General features: G+C 64.2%; 17 protein-coding genes and 2 pseudogenes. 15 read left to right on the top strand and 4 right to left on the bottom strand.

What is annotated here, in order from left to right; genetic code table 11:
- Positions 1–61: 61 nt before the first annotated feature.
- On the bottom strand, positions 62–343 hold the full coding sequence (locus XcyCFBP4188_RS10175) for a DUF2782 domain-containing protein (protein ID WP_095575361.1): 282 nt from the start codon (positions 341–343) through the stop codon (positions 62–64).
- 77 nt (positions 344–420) lie between these two features.
- Here XcyCFBP4188_RS10175 and polA point away from each other — a divergent pair, with 77 nt between their 5' ends.
- On the top strand, positions 421–3,222 hold the full coding sequence (gene polA, locus XcyCFBP4188_RS10170) for a DNA polymerase I (RefSeq protein WP_104592054.1): 2,802 nt from the start codon (positions 421–423) through the stop codon (positions 3,220–3,222).
- A 427-nt stretch (positions 3,223–3,649) separates the two neighbouring features.
- Here polA and hemF read toward each other — a convergent pair whose 3' ends face one another.
- Entirely contained in the window at positions 3,650–4,549 is a 900-nt protein-coding gene (gene hemF, locus XcyCFBP4188_RS10165; RefSeq protein ID WP_006452688.1) for an oxygen-dependent coproporphyrinogen oxidase, read from the bottom strand.
- Between the two features lie 207 nt (positions 4,550–4,756).
- On the opposite strand from hemF, the pseudogene XcyCFBP4188_RS10160 reads away from it, so the two are divergent.
- The 14 genes and pseudogenes from XcyCFBP4188_RS10160 to XcyCFBP4188_RS10095 form a co-directional block, all read left to right on the top strand.
- Positions 4,757–4,894 (top strand): annotated as a pseudogene (locus XcyCFBP4188_RS10160) (IS481 family transposase); the annotation flags it as partial.
- Positions 4,895–4,954: 60 nt separating this feature from the next.
- Positions 4,955–5,905: pseudogene (locus XcyCFBP4188_RS10155) on the top strand (IS5 family transposase).
- Between the two features lie 306 nt (positions 5,906–6,211).
- Positions 6,212–6,733, top strand: a complete 522-nt coding sequence (locus XcyCFBP4188_RS10150; protein ID WP_070693905.1) for a GNAT family N-acetyltransferase — start codon at positions 6,212–6,214, stop codon at positions 6,731–6,733.
- Positions 6,726–7,517, top strand: a complete 792-nt coding sequence (locus tag XcyCFBP4188_RS10145; RefSeq protein ID WP_006448944.1) for a TauD/TfdA dioxygenase family protein — start codon at positions 6,726–6,728, stop codon at positions 7,515–7,517. The genes XcyCFBP4188_RS10150 and XcyCFBP4188_RS10145 overlap by 8 nt, the downstream gene beginning before the upstream one ends.
- 511 nt (positions 7,518–8,028) lie before the next feature.
- Entirely contained in the window at positions 8,029–10,383 is a 2,355-nt protein-coding gene (locus XcyCFBP4188_RS10140; protein ID WP_070694628.1) for a type 2 lanthipeptide synthetase LanM, read from the top strand.
- 348 nt (positions 10,384–10,731) lie between these two features.
- Entirely contained in the window at positions 10,732–11,445 is a 714-nt protein-coding gene (locus XcyCFBP4188_RS10135) for a hypothetical protein (RefSeq protein ID WP_223647273.1), read from the top strand.
- Between the two features lie 3 nt (positions 11,446–11,448).
- Positions 11,449–12,288, top strand: a complete 840-nt coding sequence (locus XcyCFBP4188_RS10130; protein ID WP_006451951.1) for an MbnB/TglH/ChrH family RiPP precursor modification enzyme — start codon at positions 11,449–11,451, stop codon at positions 12,286–12,288.
- Between the two features lie 4 nt (positions 12,289–12,292).
- Positions 12,293–13,144, top strand: coding sequence for a hypothetical protein (locus XcyCFBP4188_RS10125; protein WP_006451950.1), 852 nt, complete (start codon positions 12,293–12,295; stop codon positions 13,142–13,144).
- On the top strand, positions 13,131–14,339 hold the full coding sequence (locus tag XcyCFBP4188_RS10120) for a hypothetical protein (protein WP_006451949.1): 1,209 nt from the start codon (positions 13,131–13,133) through the stop codon (positions 14,337–14,339). The genes XcyCFBP4188_RS10125 and XcyCFBP4188_RS10120 overlap by 14 nt, the downstream gene beginning before the upstream one ends.
- Positions 14,327–15,010: an ATP-binding cassette domain-containing protein gene (locus XcyCFBP4188_RS10115; protein WP_006451948.1), complete on the top strand. Its 684-nt coding sequence runs from the start codon at positions 14,327–14,329 to the stop codon at positions 15,008–15,010. The genes XcyCFBP4188_RS10120 and XcyCFBP4188_RS10115 overlap by 13 nt, the downstream gene beginning before the upstream one ends.
- A complete protein-coding gene (locus XcyCFBP4188_RS10110) occupies positions 14,997–16,283 on the top strand; it encodes an MFS transporter (protein WP_006451947.1) in 1,287 nt (428 codons plus the stop codon). The genes XcyCFBP4188_RS10115 and XcyCFBP4188_RS10110 overlap by 14 nt, the downstream gene beginning before the upstream one ends.
- Positions 16,270–17,046 carry a phytanoyl-CoA dioxygenase family protein gene (locus XcyCFBP4188_RS10105; protein ID WP_006451946.1) on the top strand — a complete coding sequence of 259 codons (777 nt, stop codon included), beginning with the start codon at positions 16,270–16,272 and terminating at the stop codon, positions 17,044–17,046. The genes XcyCFBP4188_RS10110 and XcyCFBP4188_RS10105 overlap by 14 nt, the downstream gene beginning before the upstream one ends.
- On the top strand, positions 17,043–17,507 hold the full coding sequence (locus XcyCFBP4188_RS10100) for a nucleotidyltransferase substrate binding protein (protein WP_006451945.1): 465 nt from the start codon (positions 17,043–17,045) through the stop codon (positions 17,505–17,507). The genes XcyCFBP4188_RS10105 and XcyCFBP4188_RS10100 overlap by 4 nt, the downstream gene beginning before the upstream one ends.
- Positions 17,494–17,850, top strand: coding sequence for a nucleotidyltransferase family protein (locus tag XcyCFBP4188_RS10095; RefSeq protein ID WP_006451944.1), 357 nt, complete (start codon positions 17,494–17,496; stop codon positions 17,848–17,850). Before XcyCFBP4188_RS10100 ends, XcyCFBP4188_RS10095 begins: the two co-directional genes overlap by 14 nt.
- A 417-nt stretch (positions 17,851–18,267) precedes the next feature.
- Here the strand turns inward: XcyCFBP4188_RS10095 and XcyCFBP4188_RS10090 are convergent, their stop codons facing one another.
- Positions 18,268–18,843 (bottom strand): hypothetical protein, encoded by a 576-nt coding sequence (locus tag XcyCFBP4188_RS10090; RefSeq protein WP_006451943.1) that lies wholly within the window; start codon positions 18,841–18,843, stop codon positions 18,268–18,270.
- A complete protein-coding gene (locus tag XcyCFBP4188_RS10085) occupies positions 18,840–19,556 on the bottom strand; it encodes a hypothetical protein (protein ID WP_070693903.1) in 717 nt (238 codons plus the stop codon). The genes XcyCFBP4188_RS10090 and XcyCFBP4188_RS10085 overlap by 4 nt, the downstream gene beginning before the upstream one ends.
- Positions 19,557–19,621 lie beyond the last annotated feature (65 nt).

Here is a 19,621-nt window from a genome sequence, read left to right as displayed (position 1 = left end):
CACCAGCGGCCAAAGAGCCGCTGCGCTTACGCTCTACGAATCCCGAATCCCGAATCCCGAATCACCAGCTATACAACTTCCAATACACCTTGTTGACCTTGTCCTTTTCCGCATCGGTATGGCCGTCGTGATCGCGGTCGTACAGGAAGTAGGGCGCACCGCGCGCGGGCGTCACCCGCACCATTTCCAGCTGGCCGTTGACGCGGTACTCGTCGACCTTGTCGCCGTTACCCATGGTCTTGCTGGTGACATCCGCACCGGCCGGCACATTGCCGCTGGCGCCGCTGGTGGCACAGCCGCCGAGCAGCAGTAATGGCAGCAGCAAAAGACTTGCTCTCATCATCGTCGTCATCCGTTCTAGGTCGTTGCTCAGTATGCGCTGGGCGGCGTGGGGTGAGCGTGCAGCGGTAGAATTGGCCGATGAGCAAATTAGTCCTGATCGACGGGTCCAGTTACCTGTATCGCGCGTTCCACGCGCTTCCGCCGCTGACCAATGCCCAGGGCGAGCCCACCGGTGCCTTGTTCGGTGTGGTCAACATGCTGCGCGCCACCTTGAAGGAACGCCCGGCTTACGTCGCGTTCGTGGTGGATGCGCCCGGCAAGACCTTCCGTGATGACTTGTATGCCGACTACAAGGCCAATCGCCCGTCGATGCCCGACGACCTGCGCGCGCAGGTGCAGCCGATGTGCGACATCGTGCATGCGCTGGGCATCGACATCCTGCGCATCGACGGCGTGGAAGCCGACGATGTGATCGGCACGCTGGCCTTGCAGGCCGCCGCCGATGGCCTGAGCGTCACCATCTCCACCGGCGACAAGGACTTCGCCCAGCTGGTGCGCCCGGGCATCGAACTGGTCAACACCATGAGCGGCAGCCGCATGGATTCGGACGAGGCGGTGATCGCCAAGTTCGGCGTGCGCCCCGACCAGATCGTCGACCTGCTCGCGCTGATGGGCGACACCGTCGACAACGTGCCCGGCGTGGACAAGTGCGGCCCCAAGACCGCCGCCAAATGGCTGGCCGAATACGACTCGCTCGATGGCGTGATCGCCAACGCCGACAAGATCAAGGGCAAGATCGGCGAGAACCTGCGCGCCGCATTGCCGCGGCTGCCGCTCAACCGCGAACTGGTCACCATCAAGACCGACGTAACCCTGGCCAGCGGCCCGCGCGCGCTGGACCTGCGCGAGCCCAACGCCGAAACGCTGGCGGTGCTGTACGCACGTTACGGCTTCACCCAGGCGCTGCGCGAACTCGGCGGCGCCGCTGCCCAGGCCGGCCTGCTGACCGAGCCGATGCCGCTTGGCGCCGCCGCAGCCAGCGCCCGCACCGAACCCGGCCGCGCGCGCGGCACCGGCTTCGTGTCCGGCCCGGTCAGCGCCCCGGTGGAAGTGGACCCGGCGCTGTCGGCACCCGGCCAGTACGACACCATCCTGACCCAGGAACAGCTCGACAACTGGATCGCCCGCCTGCGCGCCGCCGGCCAGTTCGCCTTCGATACCGAAACCGACAGCCTGGATCCGCTGCAGGCCGACCTGATCGGCCTCAGCGTGGCCGCCGAGCCTGGCCAGGCGGCGTATCTGCCGTTCGGCCACAACTTTCCCGGCGCTCCGGCCCAGCTCGAGCGCAGCCAGGCGCTGGCCCAGCTGGCACCGTTGCTCACCGACCCCGCCGTGCGCAAGCTCGGCCAGCACGGCAAGTACGACCTGCACGTGATGCGCCGCCACGGCATCGCCCTGGCCGGCTACAGCGACGACACCTTGCTGCAGAGCTTCGTGCTCAATTCCGGCAGCGCCCGTCACGACATGGACAGCCTGGCCAAGCGCTACCTGGGCTACGACACGGTCAAGTACGAAGACGTCTGCGGCAAGGGCGCCAAGCAGATCCCGTTCGCGCAGATCAGCCTGGACGACGCCACCCGCTACGCCGCCGAAGATGCCGACATCACCTTGCGCCTGCACCACGTGCTTGGCCCCAAGCTGGCCGCAGAACCGGGCCTGGAGCGCGTCTACCGCGAGATCGAGATGCCGCTGGTGGAGGTATTGGCGCGCATCGAAGCCAACGGCGTATGCGTGGACGCGGCCGAACTGCGCCGCCAGAGCGCGGACCTGTCCAAGCGCATGCTCGCCGCCCAGCAAAAAGCCACCGAGCTGGCCGGGCGCACCTTCAACCTGGATTCGCCCAAGCAGCTGCAGGCGCTGCTGTTCGACGAGCTCAAGCTGCCTGCCGTGGTCAAGACGCCCAAGGGCCAGCCCTCGACCAACGAAGAGGCGCTGGAAGCCATCGCCGACCAGCACGAGCTGCCACGGGTGATCCTGGAGTACCGCGGCCTGACCAAGCTGCGCAGCACCTACACCGACAAGCTGCCGGAGATGATCCACCCGCAGTCCGGGCGCGTGCACACCAGTTACCACCAGGCCGGCGCGGCCACCGGGCGGCTGTCTTCGTCCGATCCCAACCTGCAGAACATCCCGATCCGCACCGAAGACGGCCGCCGCATCCGCCGCGCCTTCGTCGCCCCGGCCGGGCGCAAGCTGATCGCCTGCGACTACTCGCAGATCGAGCTGCGCATCATGGCCCACCTATCCGGCGACCCCGGCCTGGTGGGCGCGTTCGAGTCCGGCGCCGACGTGCACCGCGCCACCGCCGCCGAAGTGTTCGGCCGCACCATCGACACCGTCAGCAATGACGAGCGCCGCGCCGCCAAGGCGATCAACTTCGGCCTGATGTACGGCATGAGCGCCTTCGGCCTGGCCCGCCAGCTCGGTATCGGCCGTGGCGAGGCGCAGGACTACATCGCGCTGTACTTCAGCCGCTACCCCGGCGTGCGCGACTTCATGGAAACCACCCGCCAGCAGGCGCGCGACAAGGGCTACGTGGAAACGGTGTTCGGCCGCCGGCTATACCTGGACTTCATCAACGCCGGCAGCCAGGGCCAGCGTGCCGGCGCAGAGCGCGCCGCGATCAACGCGCCGATGCAGGGCACCGCCGCCGACATCATCAAGCGCGCCATGGTCAGCGTGGACGCCTGGATCGCCGACCACGCCGAACACGCGCTGATGATCCTGCAGGTGCACGACGAACTGGTGTTCGAAGCCGATGCCGACTTCGTCGACACCTTGCTGGGCGAGGTCACCGCGCGCATGTCGGCCGCAGCTGAATTGCGCGTGCCGCTCGTGGTCGACTCCGGCGTCGGCGATAACTGGGATGAGGCGCACTGACCCATCAGATAACGCTGATATGCTGAATGCGCAGACCAGACATTATGCGGATTAGGCCTGCGCCGATGGAATGAATAACCGCTAAATTCTACATATTTTTAACAGTTATCTTCACGATCCATCAATGTAGAAAATGTTGTTATATCCCTCGACGGGCGCAACGCCTGTCGGCAGATCTCTCCCATCCCCTGGAGCAGATCTCGGAGCGGAAACTACTCCCCAAGTTTCCGTTCCCTGGCCCCGCCGACCTCCCCCTGGTCTGCGGGGCTTTTTATTTTCAGGCTTGAATTTTGCTCTGCAACATAACCGGCTCATTGCGTAAGGCGAATGATTCGGTTGCGCCGGCAATCACGAATTTAAATAGGCTCGATTAACTCAATCGATCAACACAGCGTTTCATTCAACGCTGTGTTTTTAATCGGCGCATTCAGCCTAACCAATCGCGCGGCACCAGATAGTCCATCAGACGCGCCTCGGCGCTGCCCGGTTCCGGTGTGAATCCGTATTCCCAACGCACCCGCGGCGGCAAGCTCATCAGGATGCTTTCGGCGCGCCCGCCGCTCTGCAGCCCGAACAGGGTGCCGCGGTCGTAGACCAGGTTGAATTCCACGTAACGGCCGCGACGGTAGAGCTGGAACTCGCGCTCACGCTCGCCGTACGGCGTGTCCTTGCGGCGCTCGACGATCGGCAGGTAGGCATCCAGAAAGCCGTCGCCAACCGCGCGCTGATAGGCGAAATCGCGTTCGAAGTCCTTATCCAGGTCGTCGAAGAACAGCCCGCCCACGCCACGCGTCTCGTTGCGGTGGCGCAGGAAGAAGTATTCGTCGCACCAGCGCTTTTGCGCGGCATAGCGCTCCTCGCCAAACGGCGCGCACAACGCCTGCGCGGTACGGTGCCAATGCAGTACGTCTTCGTCGACCGGATAGAACGGGGTGAGATCGAAGCCGCCGCCGAACCAGGCCGCCACCACGTCGCCATCGCGCTCGGCGCGGAAGTAGCGCACGTTGGCGTGGGTGGTGGGGATGTGCGGATTGTGCGGATGGAACACCAGCGAGACGCCGCAGGCGCGCCAGGTCGCCCCGGCCAGCTCGGGCCGATGCGCACTGGCCGAAGGCGGCAAGCGCGAGCCGGACACATCCGAAAACCCGATGCCGGCCTGCTCGAACACCGCCCCGTCGCGCAGGATGCGGGTGCGCCCACCGCCGCCTTCCTCGCGCTGCCAGAGGTCCTCGGCAAAGCGCGCGCTACCATCGATGGCTTCCACGGCAGCGCAGATACGGTCCTGCAAGCCGGTCAAATAATCGCGTACACGGTCGAATTCGTTCATGTCCCAATTCTAAGCGGTGCATCGAGCTCAGTGCATTGGGCCAAACGCGCTAGTTTGTCGCAGGGCGATGCAGTGCTCCGCGTAGACCGCGAGCGGCGAGGGCACCGTGACCTCGACTGATCAGCCTTTGGCTGCATCCAAGCAAAGGCGAGACTCGACAGATGTTTGAACCCAGGCTTTGATGGTGCACTCTTTTTCCTCGAATGGCTGGCCAACTTCATCGACGCCTACAACTACGGTCACAGGCTCAAAGTCCTGAAGGGTCTGACACCGTACGAATTCATCCGCAAGCAGTGGACATCCGAACCCGAGCGATTCAAGGTGGATCCGATCCATTTTATCTAAGGAACCTCTGAACAACGCACCGCAGATAAGCGACACTACCCCCATGTTGAGGAGTGATCCATGCAACTGACGTTCGGTGACGCTGAAGGCCTGGGCAAGCGCAAGCAGACCCGGCGCGAGATCTTTCTGGCCGAGATGGAGCAGGTGGTTCCGTGGCAGCACTTGCTCGGTCTGATCGAACCGCACTATCCGGTGTCGGGGCGCCCTGGTCAACAGCCATAAGCACTGGCGACGATGTTGCGGATTCATTTGCTGCAGCAGTGGTATGCGTTGAGCGATCCGGCGATGGAAGAAGCGTTGCACGAGATTCCGATCTTGCGACGGTTTGCCGAGCTCGGTGGCTTGGACAACGTTTCGGAAGAGACCACGATTCTCAACGTTCGCCGCCTGCTGGAGACCCATGGCCTTGCCGCGCGGATGCTGGACGCGGTCAACGCGCATCTGGGGCGCAAGGGTCAGAGCCTGCGGTCGGGCACGATCGTCGATGCGACGCTGATCGCTGCACCCAGTTCGACCAAGAATGCCGACCATGCGCGCGACCCTGAGATGCATCAGACCAAGAAGGGCAATCAGTGGTATTTCGGGATGAAGGCGCACATCGGCGTGGATGAATTTTCCGGGCTGGTGCACCACGTCCATTGCACAGCCGCCAATGTCGCCGACGTCACGGTGACGCACGCATTACTGCATGGCAAAGAAGACAGCGTGTTCGGCGACAGCGGCTACACCGGTGCGGACAACCGCGAAGAACTGCAGACCTGCAAGGCTGCATTTTTCATTGCCGCCAGGCGTTCGACGCTGCAAGCCATCGGCAACAAACGCGAGCGTGCTCGGGAACAGCGTTGGGAACACTTTAAGGCCAGCGCGCGCGCGAAGGTGGAGCATCCACTCCGGGTGATCAAGCGCCAATTCGGTTACACCAAGGTCCGCTATCGCGGCCTGGCCAAGAACACCGCACACGTGGTGACCTTGTTTGCGCTCTCCAATCTGTGGATGAAGCGAAAGCAGTGACTGCCTGCCATGGGGAGCGTGCGCCTGTAACCCGGGGAATTCCCAAGGAAAGTGCCAGAAATGGCGGAAGATCCGAAGATTCAAACGCGACTCTCCGGACCGACGCGACATCCCGCACTCTCAGGCCTCGTTATTCAGACCTTCCCTAATGCGGGAAGGAGAGCACAGGGATTGGGCATGCCTCGGACGAACGCGAACGTTGAAACGAGGTGGCTGGGCGGGTTAGGCTCTCGCTACGTCTGATCGACGGCGACATAGAACGTGGTTGACATGGATGCAAAAGTACAGGTCGCGGCGCCTGCTCAGGTGCTGGCGCGAAAGGGGGTTTCCCTACGCGCGTCGAGACTTGAAGACGCGGCCGCTTGGCTGGCGTTTCTGCAAGCGCTGGATGACGAGACAGGTTTCATGCTCTTCGAGCCGGGGGAGCGCGCGGCCAGCGTCGCTCGGTGCGAGGACGCTATACGCCGAATCCACGCGGTATCGGGCGCGATGCTGCTGCTCTTGTGGAACGCGGCAGGGCATGTAGTGGGTTATGTCAAAGGCGACGTAGTGGCGCTGCAACGAAAAGCCCACGTGATGGCCTTCAGTGGCGCCGTGCATTCCGGCTACCGGGGGGATACCGGGCGCGCAATCCTCGATCTCTTTACGGCACAAGTCGGCAAGGAAGGCGTGATCAAACGTCTGGAAGCGGTCGTAATGAGCAACAACGTGCGCATGCTTTTGGTCGCGCTTTCCGCCGGCTTTTCGGTGGAAGGCGTCCGAAAGAACGCGGTTCGTCTGAAGACAGGGATGATCGACGAATATGTCATCGTTAAGTATTTTGACTGACGTGACTGCGTTGCATCGCGAATTCTTCGCCCGCTACGCGTCGCTGGCGAACGACGCCGCTTATGTCGAAGCATGCCCGAGCGCGACGAGCGTGCCGGTGTTCGGCCCCGTCAGTTCGCTGCTCGACGTCCGACGCAATATCCGTGAGGCGCTTGTCCACGACGGGGCATGCGTCGCGAAGACGCCCGGAGTGGATTTCGAGGCGTCGCTGGCGCAGCAGGTCTCGATTCTGGGGCTTGCGCTTCCGGACTCCCTCGGGGCGGGATATAGCACGATCGCGGTGACCCCGAACCGGAAGTACTACGCGAGCTCCTCGATCGGGCAGCCGATGCATTCCGACGATGCGCACCGTGCAACACCGCCGCCGGTGATCAGCCTGTACTGCGATGTGCCATCCGCCGACGGCGGGATCACGACGCTCGCACCGCTGGGCACCTATCTCGACGGGCGCCGGTTCACTCTCCCGCCGGCCTGCTTCGCTCGCGATGCGCTGACGTTGGTCGGTGCTATGGGGTTGATCCAGCGCCCGCTCTTGATCGACGGGCCCCGTCTTGGCTGCGCGCTTCCCAGCATCGCGATGGAAATCCAAAGCGACAGCGAAGTCCTCAATGTCTTGGCCGAACTGCTGGACTGGTGCCATCGCCCGGCAAACCAAGTACGGCTCCGACTTGAGTCCGGTGACGTTCTTTTCATCGACAATTTTCGTTGGGTTCACGGCCGGACCGCGTTTCCCGCGGACCAGCCACGCAGGCTCTATCGTGCGTCTTTTGCCTGTGCCGACTGAGACGGTCGAGCCCGGGTCTGACGCGTCCGCTTCACTGACTCAAGCGCTGCGCCAACTCGATGAGATCGAATGGCCGCGGCGCGCGAGCCAGGTCGAGCCGGCGCCGTTTCCGACCGACGCATCTGTGGTCGATCTCGCGTGGCGGTCTGTGGTTCCCGCAGCGGATTGGCCGGGGGATGCCCCGCCGGCCCCGGCGCCATATGAAGATCCGCTTGCCGGTATTGCCGAGCAGGCATTTGGCGCCGAGATTGAATGCCTACAAGAGCGCGTATCGGTACTCCTGGACGGAGCGCCGCTGCGCTGGGGCGCCAGCGCGGTCATGACTCTTGTCGACGAGGCCTACACCCGGCCGCTCCATCGGCTGTGGGCTCGTGGATGGGCCGCGGCGTTCAACCAGCTTAAGCTCGATGGACGCCTCGGACTTGACGCTCGCGTGTCGCACCTGACCAGCGCGCAACGCGCATTGGTCGTCGCCACCGCGCGCGATCGCTATTCACGGCTCAACGAACGCATGGGCGCGATGCGCGACGCGTTGCTGGGGGAGGTGCGGGCATTATGCCTGCGATTAACCTCCGACATGGACGAACTTGCCGCCAGGTGCCGTGCCGGGGGGCGTCCGCAGGTCATCACGCGAGTCGTCCCGCTCGGGGACCGCCATCGGTCAGGCTGGGTGGGGTGGGTCCAGCTAAGTGATGCGGCGCAATCTCGGACGTGGGACGTCGTCTACAAGCCGCGCTCTATAGGCGTGGACAAGGCGTTCTACGACATGGCTGCCGCACTAGCCCAGCCGGGCGACCCGACCGTCCACGCGCCCTGGTTCCTGGATTGCGGCGCGTACGGCTGGATGGAGTACTGCGCCCCCAGCGACTGCGCGAACGCCGAAGAGGTGGAGGCGTACTACGAGCGGCTCGGTTGGCTGACCGCCTTAGTGTTTGTGCTCGAGGGCCGCGATTGCCACGCTGGCAACGTGGTCGTCCGCGGGGCCTCACCGGTATTCGTCGACCTCGAATGCCTGTTTACGCCGGCAGCGGACCGGGACGGGCAAGAGCCGCAGTATCCGCCAATCACGGCGACTGCGGTCCTTCCCATGACGCGCTTCGCGCTGGGGGCGTTTAGTGGCATGGACGTCAGCGGCTTCGCCGGCGGCCAGCAAGGCGCGCACTACTACCAGACGTGGCAGATCGCCGAGACGCCAACCGGAGCGCTCACTTTGCGCCGCGAGCGACGCCCAGTTCCACAGGCGACGAACGTGCCTCGAATCGCGGGCGCATCTATTAATCCGTACGGCTATTGCGCGCCGTTTCTGCGCGGCATGCGGCGAGCGTTTGCACGACTGCAGTCGGTCGGGTCCGGTCTTCTCTCGTTTGCGGATACCGTACGGCTCAATGACCTGGAGACCAGGATCGTACTGCGCAACACGAGCGAGTACGTCAAGTGCCTTGAGGAATCAACAGCGCCGTGCGCAGTGTTGTCGGGGGATGCGGAAGACAGGTTTCTCGCCACGGCGCTGAAGCCCGTGCCTGGCGTGGATCCGGCGGACGAGCGCGACTGCCTGTGCCGCGGCGTCATACCGCGCCACGGCGTCACCCCCATCGAGAGCGGCGCGCAGCGGTCACATCGTCCAGATCGCAGTCGCGCACCGAGCGGTCCAGCGAGCGTCAGCGGCGTCGAACGCGTGCGCACCCTGCTCGATACCGGTCTATCGTCGGCGACGGTCGCTGCGCAGTTGACCCTGGCCGAGCAGGCGTTTGCCGCCGGCGCGCGCAATGCTCGGGCGGTAGCATTCACATCGCCTGAAATGCGTTCGCCAGGTGCGGCGTGCACTCTGCTGGCGCGCGCCATCGCTTGCATCGACACGCGGCTGTCGGGTGAAGACGCGCCGGACTGGATCACCGCCACCTCAAGCCGCGGGGGTGCGCTGGTGCTGACCCGCATGCACTGGGGCGCATTCACGGGACGCAGCGGAATGGCGGCGGCCTATGCAGCGGCCGAGGCAAGCGGAGTCGTATCCGCACAGCGGACCTTAGCGCGGTTCCGGCGTGCCACGGAATCGGACGCCGGCGCAATCGCCGCGTCGCTGCCTGTCGAAGGACTCGACGGGTGCGCCGGCGTACTGGCGTTTGCCGTGGGGTGCGGGATGAGGACTGGCCGGAGCCGCCTGCAGGATGAGCTGCTCGCACGCCTGCGCGCCGCGCCGGACGCCCGTACGATTGGGCCGATGCCTGCAGGCACGCTGATCGGTCTAACCGCCGCGTTCGAACTTGATCCCGCACCGGCCTTGGCAGAACTCATCGATGCGCGTCTGCACGCATTCGTCTGCTCCCCGCAACTCGCCCGGCTCATTGATCGCGATGTCGCAGCGCCGTCGGTCATGTGGGCCAGCCCTTGGGCGATGGTTCTCGCCACTGCGCGTGCGGCGCGCGCGGTTGGGAACTGGCATGCGCTCGCACATGTGTCACAAACGATCCGGGCCCGCGATCTCAAGGCGGACACCGTCCACGATCGATTGGTTCGGCTGCGCCTACTGCTCGACGCGGGCGGTGACTCGGACTCGACCACTCTCTGGCACGAGATTGCTCAACTGCGATCCTTGGTGTCAGCAACGACGCTCGGATCGCAGTACGGACTAGGCGCGCTGTTGGGTGCCGCGCGCTGTGCCCGTGAACGAAGCGCCAGCGGCGACGCACTCGCCGACGAGATCACCTCCGCCTACCTGACCTGCGCGCAAGCGTGGCTGGATGCCTGTGAGGATTCGATTCTCAACCGCCCACTTTTTGTCGATGCCGCTCGCGGCATCGCTGGAGTTGTCTTGCGGCTGACGCAGGTGCGTGCTAAAAAGGAATTGCTAGGTGCTTTTATTTTCTAGCACACGCAAGCACAAGGAGCGCCGCTTTGCATAAGTTGAAGAGGTGACGTTCTTTTATCAACGACAACATGGAGCATGAAATGAACAGCCAGCAGAACGACGTCGCCTTCGAAATCGAAGTGATCGAGGAAGCCACCGCTCCGGTGGATTGCCTCTGCAATACTGTGACCTGCCCGTAATCAGACGGGACTCGGCGGCCTGCGCGCGTCGTAGGCCGCTTGTGGCGTGTATGTTGACCTGACTATGGCAACGAATACTACGGTCCAGGCTGCGCTGGCTCGGCTAGTGGTGAACCCGCCCGCTGCGCTACACGTACTTCGCGGGGGCTGCCCCGCCGAATTCGGCGTAGTGCTGGCACCTGATACCCACGCGGCTTTGAACGTGTTCTTTGAGTCGCATGGCGCTGCATTCCGGGCCTCAGTACTCATGTTGCGCAAGCGGCGTCTGGACAATATCCTCGACGCTCTAACGGTAACGTCGCGATTATTCTCTGAGTACGAGCTGTCGTGCTATTGGGATGATTATCTCGCGTCCATCGCGACCCAGGCGCCGACACCCAAGAATCCGCTGCTCGAGTCGGTGGCGTTCGGGCGTTTCGTCATTGAGACGCTGCCGGCGGATGATCCACATGTCACGCTGGTCGAATATGACGTCACCCGCAACGGAGTTGCAGCCGCCGCGGCCGCCGCCAGCCGCTACACACTTCACGAATCGCCTGAGCGAGGCTTACTGCTACTGCATCCGGCTTCGCAGATCGTAGGATTCATGGTAAACGTCGCGGGTCTCGTGAAAGCTGTCACCTCCGGCATGACGCGCAATGCGGTACTGGATGCGATCGTCAAAGGTCCTGAGCGCATTCTATTTTTCAAGAACTGGAAGCGCGGCGGCGTCGGGACTCTCAAGTTGGGTTCTGCCGTGGAAAAGTCGCTCGGGTTGTTTGACGGCCGCTACTCGCATGCCGAACTCCTCAACCGGCACCCTCATCTGTCGACGCTAGTTGCGTCGTTGCTAACCGCAGGCGTCCTTGCGCCTTGCATCCCCGACGCCATGCACGAGGGCTGAACCATGTCGACAATGGTCGGTGTGAACTACAAGAGTCAGCTCCGTGAGGAGCTACTCGCCAATACGGGGTCGCTGGACATTCTCGAGGTCACGACCGAGAAACTGTTCATCCAGAACGACGATCCAGTGCTTGAGATACTAATGTCACGCCTGCCGGTGTCGCTGCACGGACTCGATCTCTCGCTTGGCTCGTCTAATGAGATGCCGGAGACCTATTGCGCCAACCTTGCTCACACACTTTCCGCCACGTCCCACGAGTGGTTCAGCGACCACCTCTCGCTCACTGCCGAGGACGGGGTCGAGGTCGGGCATCTGATGCCCATGCAGTTGTCGAACGAGGACCTCGAGCGCACCGTTGCGAAGATCCGGGCAGTTCAGGCGTTCAGCGACCGGCCCTTTCTCGTCGAGAACATCACTTCTTACTACCCAATCCCGGGTTCGAGCATCCCCGAGGCGGATTTCCTGCGCATGCTGTGCGAGGCGACAGGCTGTGGCCTGCTCCTTGATGTGAACAACCTCTACATTAACGCGTCGAACCACCACTTCGATCCGATGACCTATTTGGAGCAGCTGCCGCTCGACCGCATCATCGAGGTGCATCTAGCCGGCGGGTCACGTAAGTTCGGCATGATGGTCGACACGCATGCCACGGATGTTTGGCGCGAGGTGTGGGAGCTGTTCGATCAGGTGTGTCGGCACATCCGGCCGGCGGCCGTTATCATCGAGCGCGACTCCAATTTCGGTTTGTTCAGCGACACGCTGGCCGAGCTCGATATTGCCCGCGGCATCCTGGCCCGACATGGGTTGCGGAAGCCGCTAGCGCTGACTGTCGCCGCTGCTTGACGCCATGTACTACCTGTTTGGGGACGAAGTTGTCACAAGCCTGCTGCTGCGTCGCGCAGGGGCACTGCACGCTCAACGATTAGACGATACGACGGCTGTCGCCGGGTTCAACCAATTTTTGCAGGCCCACTCGATCATAGAGGCAGCGATCGATTGGGTGGGCCCGCGACTCGTCGATTTCGAAGGCCTGAAGCCTTACGCGCCTCTGTTCGCGGAGCAGAAGAAGCGTTTCTTTGCGGAGAACTCGTCGTTGCTGCGCGAGCGGCTGGCGAACGGCTACTTCGACCGGGCATTGCAGACGCTCTCCGACAAGGCACCTCGGCTGCGCCAAATGGCGGACTTCTGTGTCCGGTTGATCGTCGTCAACCAACTGAGCGAATACACCAACGGCACCACCGAAGACACCATCGGCGTCGCGAACTTCAACTTCAAGGACGATTTCGACGAACTGGATTTCCACGAGCTGCTTGTCCACCAGCTCGTGCATATGCTGCTTTTCGTCGATGACACGCTTGACCCCCACATGGCACAGGACCGCAAGGACGTGCAGGTCGAAACCGGCTTGCCCTTCGTGATGGGCGGCACCTGCTTCCCGATCTACCTGGCGTTTCACAGCTATATCGTTGCCGTCGAGATGCTGCTGTACCGCGAGGCCACCGGGCAGCTGGAGGCGTGTCCGGTATACCATCGCTCGACGGTGCGGGTGATCCGCATCATCCATGCCTTGGGCCAAGCCATGCGTACGAACTGCGCGATGTTCGACGCGCGCGGACGCGACATTCTGGACCGGGCGTTCGTCCGGGCCGAGGCGGCGGTGGGACGTGTTCAAGCGGCGGCAGCCTATGCGCCCGCATAGCCGCTCGCTGTCCACCTTTGATCTGCTGGGGTTGGCCCTGCGCCACTATCGCGTCGAGCTCAAGGAGCGCGTGACGCGGTACAAGCAGGTCCTGCTGGTGATCGCCTTGCTTGCGCTGCCGGGCCTGCCCGCCTTCAAGGCGGTCGTGTTGGCCCCCCTCCAGCAGATCTTCGCCCGGAACTCCGCGGCCGGGGCCAGCGCGGTCGGGTATGTCCTCGTGCTGGCGCTCTGGGCGGCGCTCCAGCGTGGTGCCGTGGGCTCTGTAGCGGCGGCCGCGATCATGAACAGCCTGCCCCTGCCGCGGCTCCAGGTGTTGCTCCGCGACGCGCTGTTTCTCGCGTCGGTGTCGACCCCTTGGACGGTGCTGCTCGCGGTTGCTGCAGGGACCGCGCCACACCCCATGAATATGGTCGAACGCGGCGTGGCCATGCTGGCGGTCAGCGCGATCGCACTCACCGTGCAGTTGGCGATACTGCGTGCGCGTTACGCCGTCGCGGCGATCGGCGTCGGCGCGGCCGTTCTTGCGTGCGGGGACGCAAGACCTGGCGCAAGGATGCTTGCGGCGACCGCCATCATCGCCGCGGTCGTCTGGCTCGGGCGCTGCCCGCCGTTGCCCCGCGATTTTCGGCCACGCCAAGCCAAGCGCTGCGCGGCAGGCGGACTTGCCGCATGGCGGTGCACCACGCTGACAGCCCTGTATTGGATGGGCCTGTACCGCGGGAGGCATGGCGCCTACCGCCTTACGCTGGCACTGGTCGCTGCGCTTGGGGTATTTGTTGGCCTGCTGGTTGCCCAGTCCGACGGGACACCTTCCCGCGCGGTCGGACTAGCCGCCGCCTATGCGGCACTCGCGACGGGTGTTCTCGGGCTCGGTTTTGGCACGCTGACGGGGCACCAACGGGCCTATGCGGGTGTTCTCGCGCCGCTGCCGATCGCGCGTCCGGTGCGGGTGCTCCAGGCGATCGTGGCGGTCGAAGGTCCGGCGTTACTGTTTGTCGGCGTCCTGTTGTCCCTGGTTGCGGCCCGCAGCGGGCTGCGCTATGGAGCGCTGGTGGCGATCTGTGCGCTGCTGCTCAGCGCGTTCCAGTACGTCGCCTACCGCGCGTGGCCGAGGCACACGATCGCCGCCGGATTGCTGTTCTCCATTTCTATCGTAGTTGCCACCTCCTGGGTGGCGTCCGTATGGGCGCGATGACCATGCTTCCACTGTCCTTGACTGAACTGACGATCTCGTACGGGCGGACGAAGATCTTTGATGAGCTGACACACGCGTTTCCGACCGGCTGTCACGTCATCGCAGGCCCTAATGGTGCAGGCAAATCGACCTTGTTGGGCGCCGTGTGCGGCGTCATTCCGTATCGCGGCCGGATCTCCATTGCCGGACACGATTTGAAACGCAATTTCATCGACGCGCGCCGCAACCTGGCCTTCGTCCCGGATGCGGCCACGTTTTACCCCTTCGTGACGGGAGAAGAGTACGCACGCCTGGTGGCGCGCGCGCACGGACAGGGCGAGGCCGTGGGCGGCGCGCGATTTACACACCTCGTCCACCGCCTCAACGTCGAACCCTACCTCGGCACGACGTTCGGCGAGGCGTCGCTCGGCACCCGCAAGAAATTCATGCATCTGGCTGCATTGCTGATCGAGCGCCCACTGCTCGTGCTGGACGAACCGTTTAACGGACTCGACCAAATAACCGCCGACGCGCTCGTCGAGCTGATCCATGATGCAGCCCGCGTAGGGACAGTCCTGATGACCTGTCACCAGCCGGCGTTCGTCGAGGCCACTGAGGCCACCTTATGGCACATTGGGCAGGCGCCGCACGACCTATTGCGCCCTGAGGCACACGCGCGTGCCTTCGCCTGACTTCGTCCGCTTTCGGACCGGGCAGTTCCTCGCCATCCTCGGCGGTCGCTGCAGCTTCCTGAGTCTGTCGTGGTGGCTGCTGGCACGCACCGGGTCCAAGGCCGACTTTACGCGGTTGGCGCTTATTTTTTCGTTGTGCGGGCTGGTCAGCCTCCCCATCTTCGCGTCGCTGGCTGATCGCTGGTCGCGCAAGGCCTGTGCCCTCGCCGCGGACCTTTGGTCGCTTGCAGGCGTGATCGCGCTTTGGGCTGCGACGTGGGACGGGCACTACCGCCCGCTGGTCACCGAGCTCATTGTCGGCTCGCTTGCGTTGGGCGTGAGCCTGATGACGGCCGTGTCCGGCAGCATCATTCCGTCGCTAGTGCAGCGCGAACGCCTCGGGCAGGCTTTTGCGGCGATTACCGCCTCACAGGCCCTCGTCTTTCTGCTGGCGCCGCTGCTCGCCGGATTCGGCGCGACTTGGATCCCGTTGTCGCTGGCCCTCGCGGTCAACGCGGCGATGCTCGTGGTTACGCTGCTGTTGACCGCCTCGATCCGTGCCCCCGAGGCGGCGTTGCCGGGTGGGGTGCGCGATGGCTGGTTCACCAGTCTGACGGCGGGGGTGCGGCTGTCGATTCGCATTCCGGCAGAGCGGGACTGGAACGTGATCGGCGCGGTCATCAACGGGTGCGTCATTCCGTTTGTCTCCCTGACAGTGCCCGTTCTCGTTCTCCATGAGCAACGGCAGCCCGCGTGGCATGTGGGCGCGTTCAGCGCCGCCATGGCCATCGGACTCTGGGCAGGCAGCCGCCTGACGCCGCGTCGGCGTGGTTCGGTGTCATCCTTGTCAGCGGCTGTCGGCAGCGTTGCGCTCATCGGCGCGGGCATTGGCCTCTACGCAGTATGTGCATCTGCGGGGACGCTGGCGGTCGGTTCGTTCGTGTGCGGCGTGGGGACCGGGCTGCATAACGTACGGTGCGCGGCGTATCGGAGCGCGGCGACACCGGCGGCGTTCCGGGCACGGCTCTCAAGTTGGGGCAAGTGGTTGAGCCAAGCGGCCGTGCCGGTCGGGCTCGGCGGCTTCGGATGGCTGCTGCAGCACACGTCCGCCTGCGTGGCTGCAGCCACGGCCGCCGGGATCGTCGGGTGTTGCAGCATGGCGCTGTACTTCGCGCAGGGGGTTCGCGAGCTGTTGGCGCGCCCTCTGCTGGACGCGCATGACTACTACCTCGTCCGCTACCCGGCTGCGTTCGGGGCGAGCGACCTTCGCGAGCAACCCCGTGCATTTCCTTAAGGAGAACATCCAGTATGCCTCGGCGTTCCAGCGCCACGGCTATATCGTGCTGCGATCGGCATTTTCGGGCGCGGCCCTCGACCGATTGCGAGTGCTGGCCGATTTCCTCGAAGCCGCACCGGAAATCGCCGGTCGCTGGATGAAGTATTTCGAGCGCGGACCCGGGGGCACGCGTCTTCTCAACCGGGTCGAGGCGTTTCTCGAGCATTGCCCCGAGGCGCCAGCAGTGTTTGACAACCCGGCGATGCATGACGCGGTCTTTGCCGCCTTCGGGCGGCCGTATGTGCTCTTCAAGGAAAAGCTCAACCTCAAGCCGGCGGGCGGCGGGGGCTACGCGCCGCATCAGGACGCGCCTGCTTGGCGCCTGCTGACGCAAGAGGCGGTCTCGGTAATGGTCGCGGTGGACGAAACAACGGCGGAAAATGGAGCGCTGCAAGTCGATTGCGAGTTCGCGTGCGGTCGCACCCTGCTTCCCCATTCGCACGGTCAGTTGGTGGATGCATGCTCCATTTCGTGGGAGGCGCTCTACCTGTTGCCCGGCGACGCGGTCGTGTTCAGCGCGTTTCTGCCTCACCAGTCCAGCCCCAATAGAAGCCGGTCCCACCGCCGCGCCTTCTTCCTGACTTACAACGCCTCGGAAGAAGGGGACCTGCGCGAGGTCTATTTCGCGCACAAGCGTCGCGTCTTTCCACCGGAAGTAGAACGGGCTGACACGGCCGCCGTGGCCGGTTGGCGCTCGCGCCTTGCCCGCGAACTGTTATGACCGATCTCAGCGCACTGCCCGAACCGGTCGATGCGGCCGATCCAGTCGATTGTCCCGCACGCTGGGAGCAGCGTGCCGACAAGTTCGCGTACACGCTCGTGTGGGCGCGCACTCAGATCGGTGAAGCGACCTTCGGGGCGGGCAACCTCGCCGACCAAGGCCTCATCAAGGTGTTCGAGATCTGCTATGACATGGCATGGCATGCGCTCAACGAGTACCTGCGCTGGCAGGGCCTGATCGATTTGCATGGACCGCGGGACACATTCCGCGAGGCCTTCGCGCGAGGTGTCGTCGGCGACGGCGAGCTGTGGATGGAGATGTGTGCGTGCAGAGCGCTGGCGGCGAAGTCGCACCATGGCGTCATTGCACGCGAGCTTGCCTGCGCCATCGTCCAGCGCCATCTGCCGCTGCTCGAATCGCTCGCCGCACGCCTCAAGGCGTTTCGCGATGAGCGACGTTGACGCCCCGGCGCCAGGCGGCGTGGCCGCTGCGCACTGGCAGTGCATGGGCGCGGTCTTCGCCCAATGCGCCACGGTGGAAGAGGTATGCCTGTACGGATCGCGCGCACGCGGAACGAACCGGCCCAATTCCGATATTGATCTGTGCGTAACCTCCAGCACACTCGACTTTATTGGTCTGGCGCGGCTTGGCGAGGCGCTGGCCGATCTGGGCTTGCCATGGAAGATCGACCTAACGCTGCGTCGGACGCGGACCCCTCCGGTCACGGCGCAGCCAGCATTCAACCTAGCGCACCAGATCGCGCGCTATGCGGTTCCTGTCTTCGTTCGCGCGTCTGAGCGATGAGCGCGCGGCGTTCCTTGTGAACCGCCTGCGCTGAGCAGGCCGATGAACGGCTCGAAAAAGCCGGCAAGGCGCCGCAGGTCGGCGTCCACGGCGCTGGCTCGCACCGGCATCGCGAGCTTGCTGGCGGCTCACCGCAACACGTTGAGATACGCGTCACCGACTCGTGCGTCAGGTGCTTCTAACAGCGGTTACCAAACAGCGTGCGACGCATCTCATCAAGCTTCACGTCGTCCAATAGCTCCGCCAAATTTACCCGCGACTGTTCACTCGAAACGCATCTACATCCAAGTACAGGACCGTTGCCGCGAACTCGGGGCTAAGCTTTCAGCCTCCGCAAAATTAATCTAGTCATAGTTCAGAGGTCTTCGGACACCTAACTGCACGCTGTCGAAGCCGTCCGACGAGTTAAGCGAACGCTTAGTCCGAGCGCGACGACGCAAACTCCGCACATACTGCGGGAGTGCAGAGCCGCCACGCCAGCGCCGCATGCACGCAGCCGATCGCCAAGGCGCCCAGGCCGGTCAACAGCAACGCGGCCTGGCGGGTCGCTTGCAGGCGCGCCTGCAGCTCCGGCCACTCCGGGCTATGCACGACATCGGCGGGCAACATCGCCTGCACACCGTCGAACAATGGCCCGATCAACGCCAGCCCGCCGAAATTCAGCAGCCCGGTCACCAGCAACACCAGCACGAACCCCACCCGCGCCCATTCGCGTCGCTGCAGCAAGGCCCAGCTCAACCACGCAAAGGCGGCCGACAGCACCCCCCCCACAACCGATAACGACAGCGCATGATCGATCAGCCACTGCCATGATGCCGGCAGGACGATCCCCTCCGGCAGCCCCAGCGACGCGGCGTCTGGCATCAGCGCGAGCATTGCGATCTGCAGCAGATTTGCCATCGCACTGACCACCCCCAGCAGCAACGACACCCACGCCAGCGGCGTGACGAAGCCGCCGCGTGGTGGTGAGGATGCGGCGACTGCCGTGCTCATTGCAGCGACGCGATGTGTGCGGCCACCGCCGCCTGGCCATCAGGATCCAGCGACGGCTGCATTTGCGCGTACCAACCCGGCAGCGCATCGGCCGGCAGGCACTCGCGCAACAACGGCGTGCTGCGCTCAAGGAATGCTTCGAAAAACGGCAGCCCGCGCACATACAGGAAATGACTGTCGGTGATCGACATTCCCGCATACGCCTCGCGCAACCACTCCAGATGCGGCAGCGCGTGCGCACCGTGGCCGGCGCGGGTGAGCGCGGTGAGGAAGCTGGTGCGTGCGGTGGCCGGCGAGGTCGAGCGTTCCTGTGCGTTCAGATCGTCGAAGGTCAGCAGCCACTGTTCGCCACGATCGATCTCGTTGCACATCACCGAGGTGGTCGCCAATTGCAGCGCGTTGTGCGCGGTGGGCTCCAGCTCATACAGCGCCAGCCAGTGCGGGTACGCCTCGCGATACCGGTCCAGCGCGCTCAAGGCCAGGGCGCACAAGCGTTGCGCATCCGCACCGATCTCCAGATGTGCCTGGGCGGCGTTGTAGGCGCCCACATGATCGCCACGCTGAAACGCGGTCAGCGCCGGCTGCAATGCGGGGTCGATATCCACGGCAGCTTCCGCATCGTCTGCGGCGGGTGAGGGCGCTGCTGCCGGTTCCGTGCGCGGCGGCTTCGCCGCTGCGGTCTTGCGTCCAAATAAACGGTCCCACAGGCCCATCGCATCTACCTTGTGCGCGCCGGTCGGTGAGTGGAAGGCTGCCGCTGTGCCGGCGGCGCACCGGT

Origin of the sequence: Xanthomonas hortorum pv. cynarae (assembly GCF_002939985.1) — a bacterium.
Taxonomy (GTDB): domain Bacteria; phylum Pseudomonadota; class Gammaproteobacteria; order Xanthomonadales; family Xanthomonadaceae; genus Xanthomonas; species Xanthomonas hortorum_D.
This window is presented reverse-complemented; position numbering and strand designations above follow the sequence as displayed.